Here is a 13,015-nt window from a genome sequence, read left to right as displayed (position 1 = left end):
TAAACACTCATGTATACGAGTTTGTACGCACTAGGTTAATAAAATTATAGAGTTTTTACCGAGATAACTACACTTAATATAAATTTGTTGTAGACTTAGAATAATAAAATTACAAATCATGGTGGCTTGCCTAGGTGTCAGAAAAATCTACTGCTACAGAGAAAAAACTTAAACAAGCAATTGGTGCGCGCATGGCACTTGAAGACGCGCGAAAACATCAAGTAGACACCCTCTCTATTTTCTCATCTAAATTATCTTTAGCCTGTAAGGGTCTAGACACGGAGCTTGATAACAGACTTGCTAACTTTAGAAGCGCATTAAATAAAGGCGTTGGTTTTGACGATTTATTCCCTTTAATCGACGAAACAATAGAGCTGTTAAAAAAGCAAGAAGCCATACAACTATCGCAGCAACGTGACCTGCAAGAAAGTGTTTTATCTGCTGGCAGACAACTACAAAAAACCAAAGGCTTGCCAGAGGGTACACGCCGCTCGTTAAGAAACTTACTTGATCACGAAATGAATAACGTCCACTCCACTCATGACTTTATTCCGCTACTAGAAAAATTAATAAGCTTTTATCATCAGGCATTAAACACAAAGCTACGTGCTGATAGCAATATTAGCTGTGAGGCCACGCCTGCACTAGCGCAAAAGCTGCTTGAACTCGCTAACGACTTAGTTCTTGAAGATGAAGCAACTGTAGAAATTAAACGTATTAAGAGCATTATATCTGAAAGCGATAATTTAGGTTCTTTGCTCGATACGGCCATAAATATAATTACTGTTGTTGTTAAAAATATAAATAAAGAACGAGAATCAGCGCAAAGCTTTTTATCGTCGCTTAACCAAACAATTGAAGAACTACACAAATCAATAGTCGCTACAAGTAAGCACTCAACCTCAATGGGGACTGAGTTTGAAAACCTAAATAAAAGTATTAAAAGTAAAATAGAAAGCTTAAACGAAAAAACACAATCTGCGACTTCTATTTCATCATTAAAAGAGCTTGTTGATAATGAGTTAAAGTCGTTAACTCAAGACTTTATGGCAAAAGAAAAACTAGAACGCGAAGACAGAGAAATACTTGTATCTAGTTTTAATGAGATTAATGGCCGTATTGGCACGCTTGAAACAAAGCTTACAAAATACAAAAAACGCTTAAACGATCAACGTTTTAAAAGCCTGCTGGACGGGTTAACAAAATTACCTAATAGAGCCGCTTTTGACGAACGCTACAATCACGAAATGCATTTATTTAATGTTCAGCAATCAAATGTTACGCTGGTCGTTATCGATGTTGACCACTTTAAGTCAATTAACGATAGATTTGGCCACACAGCTGGCGATATAACGTTGCAAGTTATTGCAAAAGCATTACAAAAGTCGATAAGAAAATCTGATTTTATAGCACGATATGGCGGTGAAGAATTTGTGCTATTAATGAGCGAAACCACTGTTGATAATGCAGTTGCACCGCTTGAAAAACTCAGAAAGGTTATAAAAAGTATCCCGTTTAAATTTAAAGACAAGCAAATTGAAATAACTATCTCCGTAGGCGCTACGCAATTAAAAAAAGGTGATACGCCAATTAAAGCTTTTGATAGAGCCGATGACGCTCTGTATGAAGCCAAAAATTCAGGTAGAGACCGCCTTTGTATAAGTAAATAATGTCATTCGATTATAAATATTGTAAATGTATGACTCAGTAGTAATTTACATAAATAGCAAGGAGTACGCCCATGTTAATACAGTTAAACCCAACTGGTGTATTAGATTTACTATCTCAGTTAGAGGTTGATTTATTAGAACAATCTTCTACCAGCGAACGTTATAAATTATTTAGAAATTGTGTGTTAGCGGTACTCAATGTAGGCAGCCACACAGACGAAAGTTCGCAAATATACGACAAGTATAAAGATTTTGATATTCGCTTGCTCAGCCGAGAGCGCGGTATAAAAATTGAACTTGAAAACCCTCCAAAAACAGCCTTTGTAGATGGTGAAATAATCACCGGTATACACGAACATATATTTTCAGTTATTCGCGATATTTTATTTATTTGTCAAAAGTACGAAAAAGACCTGCAAGAACAAAAAGCCATAACTCATATGGTGTTTGATATGCTCAGAAATGCGCATGCACTTCGTGTAAACAGCGAGCCTAATATGGTGGTTTGTTGGGGTGGACATTCAATAAACGAAACTGAGTACAAGTACACCAAACAAGTGGGTTATGAACTTGGCTTGCGTGGATTGAATATTTGTACTGGTTGTGGACCTGGGGCAATGAAAGGTCCAATGAAAGGTGCCACCATTGGCCATGCTAAACAACGCATTAAAAACAATCGTTATTTAGGGTTAACAGAACCCAGCATTATTGCAGCTGAACCCCCTAACCCAATAGTAAACGAACTCGTTATTTTGCCAGATATAGAAAAACGGTTGGAAGCATTTATACGCACAGCTCATGCAATTATTATCTTTCCAGGTGGTGCGGGCACTGCCGAAGAACTATTGTACTTACTAGGGATTTTATTGCATCCAGATAACGAAAAGCAGTGTTTGCCCGTTATTTTAACAGGACCAAAACAAAGTAAAGATTACTTTGAAAAACTCTGTGAATTTATCGAAATGACACTCGGCAAAGAAGCATTAGACAAATTTGAAGTGATTATTGATGATCCGAGTTTAGTAGGTCAAAAGCTAAAATCTAAAATGGCCAATGTACGCGAGTATAGAAAAAGTGAAGGCGATGCGTATTACTTTAATTGGACGCTTAAAATTGATCACGATTTTCAGCAGCCTTTTGCACCCACACATGAAAATATGGCAAGCTTAGACCTACATTTGGATCAACCAAAACAACAGCTTGCAGCAAACTTACGACGTGCATTTTCAGGTATTGTTGCGGGTAATGTTAAAGATGAGGGTGTTCGAGCAATCAAAGAACATGGACCTTACACTCTCAGCGGTGAGCCTGCCTTAATGCAAGATATGGACGTACTTTTACAGGCTTTTGTTGATCAAGGTCGTATGAAACTTCCTGGTAGTAAGTATATTCCGTGTTACAAAATAAAAGCATGAGTCGTACAGTTTGAAACCCCATTTATTATTAATTGATGCGCTTAATTTAATTAGGCGCATTTACGCAGTTGATGCTAACCAAAAACATAGCAACGAAGAGCAATTAGTGCATATGTGCAGCGAACGTGTAGCTCAAGCATGCAAAAAAATGCTTCGCATAACGGATGCAACACATGCTATTGCGATATTTGATGGGGATAAAAGTTGGCGTTATCACTTTTATGAACATTATAAACACTCCAGAGCCCCAATGCCTGAAACGCTAAAAAGTGCGTTGCATCATTTTAAATCAGCAATAGAGGAAACCGGCATTGTTGTTTTTGAACCAAAAAATGATGAAGCTGACGATATTATTGCCACCCTTGCTTGCAAAGCTGCTGATAATAAAATCACGAGTACTATCGTATCCACTGACAAGGGATTTTTACCGTATTTAAACAGTGAAATACATATTTACGATTACTTTAAAAGGCAGCATTTAGATGAACCTGCAATACATGAACGCTTTGGGGTAGATAAGAATAGACTCGTCGACTTTTGGGCGCTTGCAGGCGATAAAACGAATGATATACCTGGTGTTAAAGGCGTTGGTATAAAATCAGCTCAACAGCTTGTTAATAATTACACCTCTATAAATGAAGCATTAAGTGATGAATTACTTAATTCAGGACTACGCAAAAAACTTGAAACCAATATGGATATGTACGTTATCTCCAAACAATTGGTTAGTTTAAGAACAGATATAAATTTAGGGTTTAGTTTAAAGCAGCTCAGGCTTAATTAGTCGCAAGTAAATAGCGTGTATTTATAGCAAAACGTATACTAATACCCGTGGTAGTATTTAAGGTAAATAGTGTTGAAAAAGTTTATACGGTATTTAATTTTAGGATTGGGGCTATATGCGCTCATTGCAACTTTGGTGATTGCTTTTTACAAAGACGATCCTCAAGCTATGATTTGGCAAGATCGAGAGTCATTTAACAAGCGCTACATTGAAAAACTTTCGCTAGATTCTCAAACTACACTCAATACCGTACTTGATTATCTTGGTAGCCCAGACCTGACATTTGCTAAGCGGGATAACGAACAAGTATTACAGATTATTTTTTATCGTACTCAGCATATTACGTCAGACGGGATAACGACAATGGATGAATGCACAGGTTTATTATTTAAAAATGGCCAGCTCATTTTATGGGGACCTAGTGCGTACAGTAAATATCAGGAAGAAGTTAGGTGAAGGCATAATGGATGAGCCTCTTGCGAATCGTTTAAAGCAACTGCACGAAAATACGCAGCGTTTTTTAACCGGCTATAATAACAAAGAGCAATGGCAAGCCTTATACCCTATGGCTTGTAAATTAGCTGAACAATATAGAATCTTATACGAACACTGCCCTAATGCACTGTTGTCTAAATTAACGTTATTTAATCCTCAATACAGCTATTCGACTAATTTAGTTATAAGCCAATGTGTAATTACCGCCGGCTTATGCGCTAGCCAAAATTACGATAAAAAACTTACCGAACTTTATATTAGCGCTGCGCTTGTGGAGCATATATGTGTTTGTTCGCAGTTAAATAAGCTAGCTGAACAGTCTAAATTTAGTGCCAATGATAAAAAAATTTGGCAGCTTCGCCACCAATTTGCAGCAAAAATAATGTTGAGCTGCGGCAATAGCGCAGCCCCTATTACACATATACTCGCTAAACTAAATAAATATAAGCAAGCCCTTGTAAACACGCCTAAAACAATGCTTTACGATGGTGGAATTACGCTTGTTGCATTAGCTAATATAATAGCAATGAATATAACTCATACCCCTGCTAAAAAGCACATAAGTTTTTATCAAGCTTTGGCCGACTTATATTTACGCACGCCAAATCTGTTTGCACAACATTTGGTGAAGTCTTACGTGGCCGACGTCGGACCCTTTTTAGCTGGTAGCCGAGTTATATATCAAGATCAAAGTATGGTTTATTTAGCGACCGACAAACAAAACCGACACATTTTAGTTAACTCAGAAAATAAACAGAAATTAGCTTGGTATAGAATAAAAGCGTCACTAAAAGACAATCCCAAACAATGGAAGTGTGCAGATAAAAAGCTTATATACAGTGTATGGAACAGTGAACATATTACTATTAACCAGCCAAGCAGTTTAGATAAACCAAGGCAACTAATTGAGTTAATTAGTCAAATTAAAGTTAACCAAGAATATAGTTTTAAAGGTTTGAATAAAATAATGGGTCATCACCCTGAGATTATTGCGCGAGTATGTGAAGCCGTAAAACCTTATAATAAAGAACATCAAGCAGCTAAAGATCTCCGCCATAGCTTGTCGATGGTTGGATACAATAATGCACCTGCGATTATTCAGCGCGTTGTATTTGAGCAATTGGTGAATTCAACACCCCATCCACTACAAAGGTTTATAGTAAATAGATTAGACAGCTTAGTAAAAATAATGGCTTTATTGGTAGCACCTAATAAGCAGTATCAATTTGAGCACATAACTTTACCTCTGTATGCATATACTCATTTTATGTTAACCCAATGCAGTACTCACTTAACACGAAAAATAGCTATCGATGAAGTGCCTAACAAAACGCTAAGTGCACCATTTAGTGCATTTTTTGGTGTAGAAAGTATTAAAAATGAACACATCGAATCATTGTTTTCACAATTGCTGAGCGATAACCCTTGGGCAAACACATTGTTACAGGCAGAGCACACAGCAAAAAAACAGCTAACAAATAAACATAAGCTATGGGTCGCTTTAAAAGTAATTGCGCAACAGGTTTTCAAACCAGAACTAAAATTAACCCCATGGCAACAGCAAACTCTTAGTGAACAACTAAAATTAAATGGCTGGAATGAAGAGCGGACTTTTTACGACCAATTAGGAAATCTTCAAATATATAACAATATTTAGTTCGGTTATTACCACTATAAATACAGGTTATACCCATTATTTATTCTATAAACTGGCAAAATAAGCGTTAAATTGGTATAAATGCGCCCTTAAAATTTTCAACCATTCACATAAATGACCTAACAAGCAGCTACTCTCTCAGAGTAATTATTTATGTGCACATCAAACTCTTTAAAGGAAAAGATAATGGCCAAACAAACCATCACAGTGATCAAAGGCGACGGCATCGGTCCTAGCATCATCGACTCAGCACTTGAAATACTAAAAGCCGCAGGATGCGATTTTGATTATGAATTTGTTGATGCTGGCCTAGCCGCTCTAGAAAAAACAGGTGAGTTACTTCCACAAGAGACAATTGATACAATTGCTAAAAACAAAATCACACTTAAGGGCCCGTTAACTACCCCTGTAGGTGAAGGTTTTACGTCTATTAACGTAACACTGCGCAAGCAATTTGGCTTATACGCTAACGTACGTCCAGTAAAATCATTTGTAGGCACTAAAGCACGTTACGATGATATTGATATCATCACTATTCGCGAAAACACACAAGGTATGTACTCAGGCGCTGGCCAAGTAGTGAGCGAAGACGGCAATGAAGCAGAAGCAAAGTCTGTAATAACGCGTGAAGGCGCTGAAAAAATCGTAACATTTGCTTATGAGCTTGCGGTACGAGAAGGCCGTAAAAAAGTAACAGCGGTTCACAAAGCGAACATTTTAAAATCTACTTCTGGCTTATTTTTAAAAGTTGCTCGTGAAGTAGCTGAGCGTTACCCACAAATTGAATCAACAGAGATGATTGTTGATGCAACGTGTATGAAACTTGTAATGACACCAGAAGAGTTTGACGTTGTTGTAACGACTAACTTATTTGGTGATATTTTATCAGACCTATGTGCTGGCTTAGTAGGCGGTTTAGGTATGGCACCAGGTGCAAACATTGGTGAAGATGCTGCAATTTTTGAAGCTGTGCACGGTAGCGCACCAGATATCGCGGGTAAAAACCTAGCAAACCCTACCTCAGTAATTTTAGCGTCTATTCAAATGCTAGAGCACTTAAACATGGGTGACACAGCTGAACGTATTCGCAGCGCTGTTGCTGATGTAATTAAATCAGGTGACCGTACTACACGTGATTTAGGTGGCAGCCACGGAACAACTGATTTCACACAGTCAGTGATCGACCGCCTGTAATTTAATAAAACGTTCAAAAAAGCCAGCATTTTTGCTGGCTTTTTTATGCCATTTAAGTGCGTTTAAATCTAATTGAAATTAACAACATAAAAATTAATAACCCGCCAAGCGCCCCTCCACTTGAGCTTGAACCGCTATTAGTTTGAGATTGTGCTACCGTTACGGATAAGTCATCACTAATAACCTCTCCCGTAATTGTGTCGGTTATAGTTAAAATAACAGAATAACTGCCCGCATTTTGATACGTATGACCTGGGTTTTGAACTTGAGAAAGCTCACTGCCGTCACCAAAATCCCAGCTATAAGTATAATTTTTAAACCCACCTATGACATCCGCGTTAAATTGGACCGTTAAATTATTTGTTGAAAAACCGGTATTAACTGCCAGTGGAACATTGACGTTTACATTTACGTTTTGAGATACCGACATTCCTTGGTCGTCAGTCACTGTTAGCGACAATAAATAATCACCCGAGTGTAAATAGTCATATGCAATGGCTTGTGATGCTAGCGAACTGCCATCGCCTAAATTCCACAAATAACTGTATGGTGCTAACCCTCCTGCAACTTCAGCTTTTGCCGTTAGTAGCCCTTGTGTTATTTCGTAATCAATTTCAGTAATACTCAGGGGTGCGGCAATAATGACTGTTGTTGTTGCTACCTGCTCTTCTTCACCGTTGCTTGCCGTAAATGTAACATCATAGCGTCCGTAACTCTCAAAAACGTGCGAAGGGGATAACTCAGAACTTGTTCTGCCGTCACCAAAATCCCAAGTAAACGTATCAGATGGCGAAAGCGTCAATCCATCAACTGTAAAATCTGCTGTGAAATCTGAGAGTGAGTAACTAATGCCATTTGATGGCTCGTAATTTAATAATATTTCTATGCTTTGATTATCGTTTTCTTGGTTTGTGAGCCTAAAACCAAAGCCAACTTGTGGTAATTTAACACCCGATTCAGCTTGTTCTGCAAAGCGATAGTCCATCTCGTCACTAAAAGAGCTGATAGCAGATAAATCGTCATCTCCTAGCCCTGCTCGTTGAGCATAAAGGCTAAATGCGGCATCTCTTATTTGAATAGCGGTATTTGCTGGTGATTGCGTGCTTCCTTTATTGATAGCACGCTGATCTGCGTCAACAACCAATGCAAAACCGCTACCGGGGTGCTCAGTTGTATTGTTATCATTGTGCGACTCATCGCTGTACCACAGTAATAATCCCGGCGAGTAACCTTCTTTTTGTAATCCACTATCTATACCCGAATAGTCACGCAACTGCAGGTAGTAGTAAGATGGCATAGCAAATACATAACTCCCTACTTTTGCAAACCCGGATAAGGTCGTATTACTTTGAGTTTCTGCGTTATTTTGCCAAATTAATGAACCATTTTGCTCAATGCGCATATCGTCAATAACAAAACCATAATAATGCGTATTAGCGTCTGTTAAGTATTGTACTTGTAACTCTATTGTTTGCCCTGCATAAGCAGATAAATCAAATTGATGCGTTAAGTATCCGTTAGGAAGTTGTGCATCAGGATTTAAAAATGAATCACCTGTAATATAAGGACCAATATTGCCATAGAAAGGGTTAGTAGGTTGCGTATAGTTACCCGCGATTGGCACACCATTAACCTTTATTTGAACTAAGTCATAATCTTGCTCAATGCTATAAAAAGCAACAAAGCTCAGCATAAGCGATTCTGTCGTGCTTGGTAAATTAATGGTGTTCACTAAACGAGTATTAAGATTATCGCCGGTATTTGAATAATATTGAAAAACGCCTTCGACTGGCGTTTTAAATTTTTCAAGCCTTGGTGGCAATGTGACCTTTACTTGGCTTTGTGATTTAGACGTACTTGATGCGTTATTAATCACTTGCACTGGGTTCGTAACAACCTCATCCATATCAAGGCTAAGCTGGTTTACCCAATTACCTTGGTAGCGTGTTTGAAGATATTCTAGCGCATATGGGCTAAACATTACTGGCTCAGACCCTCGTGGTGAACCCGCCCACGTACCTGACGACATAACCGACCATGAGGCGACAGGCTCACCTACCGTATTAGACTGTAAATCGTATTCATCTTTTAAACCTAAATCGTGCCCAAACTCATGAACAACAACACCAATGGCGGCATCAATAGGGTTTATTGTGTATCCAAATAGCTTTATATCACTCCCAACAACTTCAGTTGGTTGGCTATTTTCGTCTAAAACATAATAACGATGTGACCAAATTGCATCTGTTGATAAATAACCCCCGCCCGACTCTTCACCAATACTAGAATGAAAAATCATAACATGATCGATTATCCCATTTGGTTCGTCGGTAATACCATCACCGTCTATGTCATCAAGATCAGTTAAGTCATAATCAGCCAAATTAATATTAAATTGTGCAACCGCTTTTTCAACAGCTTCTTTTACAAGGCTCGGCGCATTTTTATCTCGGGTAGAGCCTAAACGTTCACCATAAAATTTAGCGTTATTATTTGCAGTTACCCACCCGTAAACTTGCCCTTCAAAATTAAGGCTGTTGCCAGAAGCCGCTTTATAATAATCGGCCGCCGATAAAAGAACCTGTCCGTCAGGGCCTTCATAGCCGTTAGTGTTAAACAGCATCTGCTGGTAATGATCGTGGGAGTAGTCGGTATAAAACATATCAGTGTCTTGGGGAGTTAACTGGTTTTCGTCGTGCTTTAAATCAGGAAAATCAACTAAAATAGTTAATACTTTAACGGTATTGACTCGATCATCTGGGGTTAACCCCGCTGAAAAACTAGATTGTTCACTAGGTAAGAGCCCCTTTTGTATTGAGTTATATGTCGATAAACGAGGTAGCTGACTAAACCCATTTTTTAACGCTACTTGCACAGGTGATTTGTTATTGATGTATTCATTGTAAGACGCTTCTAACTCATCGGAAGTTAAGTCTTCTTTTTTATTAAGCCAATACAAAATTCGTTCTTTGTTGGTCACACCTACATCGTGCGGAGTAGATGTTTTAGCTACAGTTATAGAGCTAAACAACGTAGTAATAAGAGTAAGTAACGCTATTTTGTTCACTGTATATTCCTCAAACAATTTGTTAAGCACATCATACCTAATAACAACTATTTAAACATGTTATAAACCAGCTTAAAGTATACGTAAGCAATCTATAATTGCTTACTACTAAAACAACAGCAAACAAAGCAAAAACAAGCGCACTGCATATTATCTCCCTAAAAACTTCAAATCAAACGCACAAAAAGCAACAAACCACTAAAAAACAATAAAAAACGAATTTAAAATGCAAAAAACAACATTCAAGGTTGACATAAACACTTAAAACACTTAAAAATAAACCCATATAAAATTTCACATCAAAGCAGTGTTTTGCTGAGTAGAGTAAATAACTATGAAAACACAATTTAACCTTCTAGTCGTTCTCGTACTGGTCTTAGTAATAAGCCCAGCGGGGATGTATTAAAAGGTAATACTGCTTTTTAAAAACCCCCGCACCACGCGGGGGTTTTTTTATGCACAAAAAAGCGCAGAGGAATGAGGATGAGCAAACAAGAGTATAATGGCTCTGAACTAGTCGTTCAGGCATTAAAAGAATTAAAGGTAAAATATATATTTGGCTACCCAGGTGGCTCAGTATTAGATTTATACGATGCACTTTTTCAACAAAATGATATTGAGCACATCTTAGTTAGGCATGAACAAGCAGCAACACACATGGCTGACGGTTATGCACGTGCTACTGGTGAGGTCGGTGTTGTTCTTGCTACTTCAGGCCCTGGTGCTACAAATTGTATAACCGGTATTGCAACTGCGTACATGGACTCAATTCCGATGGTTGTATTATCTGGGCAGGTACCTACTAGTCTAATTGGTGACGACGCCTTCCAAGAAACAGACATAGTTGGTTGCTCTCGACCAATTGTAAAACACAGCTTTAACTGCAGAAGTGCACAAGAAATACCTGCAATTTTGGCAAAAGCTTTTTATATTGCAAGCACTGGTCGCCCTGGGCCTGTTGTTGTTGAGCTACCAAAAGATATGCTTAATCCTGCTGTCAAATTTGAATACGACTTCCCTGCAACGACTGAACTTCGAACTTACAGCCCAAATACCAAAGGCCATTCAAAACAAATTAGAAAAGCAGTGGCCGCTATATTGGAAGCTAAAAAGCTAGTTATATATTCTGGGGGTGGCATTATCATCTCAAACACCTCAGAGCAATTAACACGCTTAGTAGAATCATTGAATGCACCTATTACCAACACTTTGATGGGTCTGGGTGGTATTTCAGGGGTTCACCCCAATTTTATCGGTATGCTCGGGATGCATGGCACGCTAGAGGCCAACAAAGCTATGGCAAATGCCGACGTTATATTAGCATTAGGCGCTCGCTTTGATGATCGGGTTACAAATAACGTTAAAAAGTTTTGCCCTAATGCAACTATTGTTCACGTAGATGTAGACCCTACCTCTATTTCTAAAACCATTAAGGCGCATATACCTGTGGTAGGTTGTTTAGACACTGTACTTAAACAACTACAAGATGGAATAGACAAAAGCACAATTCAAATAGATCGCAGTGCACAAGAAGATTGGTGGCGACAAATTATTAGCTGGCGCGAACAAAAATGTTTGGGTTACAAACAAAGCCCTTCAGAAAAAATCAAGCCTCAAGCTGTCATTGAAGCGCTTTATAAAGCAACAGACGGCGAAGCATACATCAGCTCTGATGTAGGGCAGCATCAAATGTTTGCAGCACAGTATTACCCATTTAAATACCCTCGCCAATGGATCAATTCAGGCGGATTAGGCACTATGGGCTTTGGTTTACCGGCTGCCATGGGCGTTAAGCTCGCATTTCCTGATAAAGAGTCGGTGTGCGTAACTGGCGATGGTTCTATTCAAATGAACATTCAAGAGCTTTCTACGTGCTTGCAGTACAACTTAGCCGTTAAAGTCGTCTCTCTTAACAACCGCTCATTAGGAATGGTACGCCAATGGCAAGATATGGTGTACGGCGGTCGTCATTCATCATCTTACATGGACTCACTACCTGACTTTATAAAATTAGTTGAAAGCTATGGCCACGTTGGTATTCAGGTAAACACACTTGACGAGCTTCAACCCGCGATTGACAAAGCAATGAGCATAACGGATCGTCTAGTATTTTTAGACATACTTGTCGACGAAAAAGAACATGTGTACCCAATGCAAATTAAATTAGGTGGCATTGACGAAATGTGGTTACGTAAAGGAGTTAAAGCATAATGCGTCGTATTTTATCAATATTATTAGAAAACGAACCCGGTGCACTATCTCGTATTGTTGGACTATTTTCACAACGAGCATATAACATTGACAGCCTAACGGTAGGTACTACTGACGATCAGTCTTTATCGCGTATTACCATAACAACAATGGGTGACGACCGAATTGTTGAACAAATTACCAAGCAAGTTAACAAGCTCGTTGATGTATTAAAAATTATTGATTTAACAGAAATGAGCCACATTGAACGAGAACTACTCCTTGTAAAAGTATTTGCACAAGACGAAACAACGCGTGCCGCAGTTACTCGTGTAGTAGATGTGTTTAAAGGTGATATTTTAGATATGGGCCGTCAGAGTTACAGCTTACAACTTGTGAGCAGCACAGACAAAATAGAATCATTTTTAGATACGCTACGCCATGAAACAGATATCATAGAAGTTGTACGTTCAGGTGCAGTTGGAATTGGTAGAGGCGATAAAGCCTTAAAAGCATAACTTTTCAAATACTGAGCCGTTACAT

At 38.5% G+C, this 13,015-nt stretch carries 9 protein-coding genes; 8 read left to right on the top strand and 1 reads right to left on the bottom strand.

Translation table 11 applies throughout. The features are described from left to right. Positions 1-134 precede the first annotated feature (134 nt). The 6 genes from PS1M3_RS19265 to PS1M3_RS19240 all read left to right on the top strand — a co-directional run bounded on the left by PS1M3_RS19265 (position 135) and on the right by PS1M3_RS19240 (position 7,215). Positions 135-1,670 carry a GGDEF domain-containing protein gene (locus PS1M3_RS19265; RefSeq protein ID WP_008129175.1) on the top strand — a complete coding sequence of 512 codons (1,536 nt, stop codon included), beginning with the start codon at positions 135-137 and terminating at the stop codon, positions 1,668-1,670. A gap of 71 nt (positions 1,671-1,741) precedes the next feature. Next, positions 1,742-3,085, top strand: a complete 1,344-nt coding sequence (gene ppnN / locus PS1M3_RS19260) for a nucleotide 5'-monophosphate nucleosidase PpnN (protein ID WP_203987523.1) — start codon at positions 1,742-1,744, stop codon at positions 3,083-3,085. Between the two features lie 10 nt (positions 3,086-3,095). Further along, positions 3,096-3,869: a flap endonuclease Xni gene (xni, locus tag PS1M3_RS19255; protein ID WP_008129180.1), complete on the top strand. Its 774-nt coding sequence runs from the start codon at positions 3,096-3,098 to the stop codon at positions 3,867-3,869. A 69-nt stretch (positions 3,870-3,938) separates the two neighbouring features. Further along, positions 3,939-4,325 (top strand): DUF3192 domain-containing protein, encoded by a 387-nt coding sequence (locus tag PS1M3_RS19250; protein WP_033019488.1) that lies wholly within the window; start codon positions 3,939-3,941, stop codon positions 4,323-4,325. Between the two features lie 7 nt (positions 4,326-4,332). Next, complete coding sequence (locus PS1M3_RS19245; protein ID WP_033025369.1) at positions 4,333-6,021, top strand: hypothetical protein; 1,689 nt, start codon at positions 4,333-4,335, stop codon at positions 6,019-6,021. Between the two features lie 186 nt (positions 6,022-6,207). Further along, complete coding sequence (locus PS1M3_RS19240) at positions 6,208-7,215, top strand: isocitrate dehydrogenase (RefSeq protein WP_006793428.1); 1,008 nt, start codon at positions 6,208-6,210, stop codon at positions 7,213-7,215. Positions 7,216-7,267: 52 nt separating this feature from the next. Here the strand turns inward: PS1M3_RS19240 and PS1M3_RS19235 are convergent, their stop codons facing one another. Further along, positions 7,268-10,282 carry an immune inhibitor A domain-containing protein gene (locus PS1M3_RS19235; RefSeq protein WP_203987521.1) on the bottom strand — a complete coding sequence of 1,005 codons (3,015 nt, stop codon included), beginning with the start codon at positions 10,280-10,282 and terminating at the stop codon, positions 7,268-7,270. A 483-nt stretch (positions 10,283-10,765) separates the two neighbouring features. Between PS1M3_RS19235 and PS1M3_RS19230 the strand changes: the two genes are divergently transcribed. Together PS1M3_RS19230 and ilvN are read left to right on the top strand one after the other, a co-directional pair. Then, positions 10,766-12,493, top strand: coding sequence for an acetolactate synthase 3 large subunit (locus PS1M3_RS19230; protein ID WP_008129190.1), 1,728 nt, complete (start codon positions 10,766-10,768; stop codon positions 12,491-12,493). Next, positions 12,493-12,990, top strand: a complete 498-nt coding sequence (ilvN, locus tag PS1M3_RS19225) for an acetolactate synthase small subunit (protein ID WP_006793425.1) — start codon at positions 12,493-12,495, stop codon at positions 12,988-12,990. The genes PS1M3_RS19230 and ilvN overlap by 1 nt, the downstream gene beginning before the upstream one ends. The last annotated feature ends 25 nt before the right edge of the window (positions 12,991-13,015 follow it).

It is taken from the genome of Pseudoalteromonas sp. PS1M3 (assembly GCF_016865405.1).
In the GTDB taxonomy this organism is placed as follows: domain Bacteria; phylum Pseudomonadota; class Gammaproteobacteria; order Enterobacterales; family Alteromonadaceae; genus Pseudoalteromonas; species Pseudoalteromonas marina.
The sequence above is the reverse complement of the archived record's forward strand: the minus strand, read 5'-3'. Positions and strand labels throughout refer to the sequence as shown.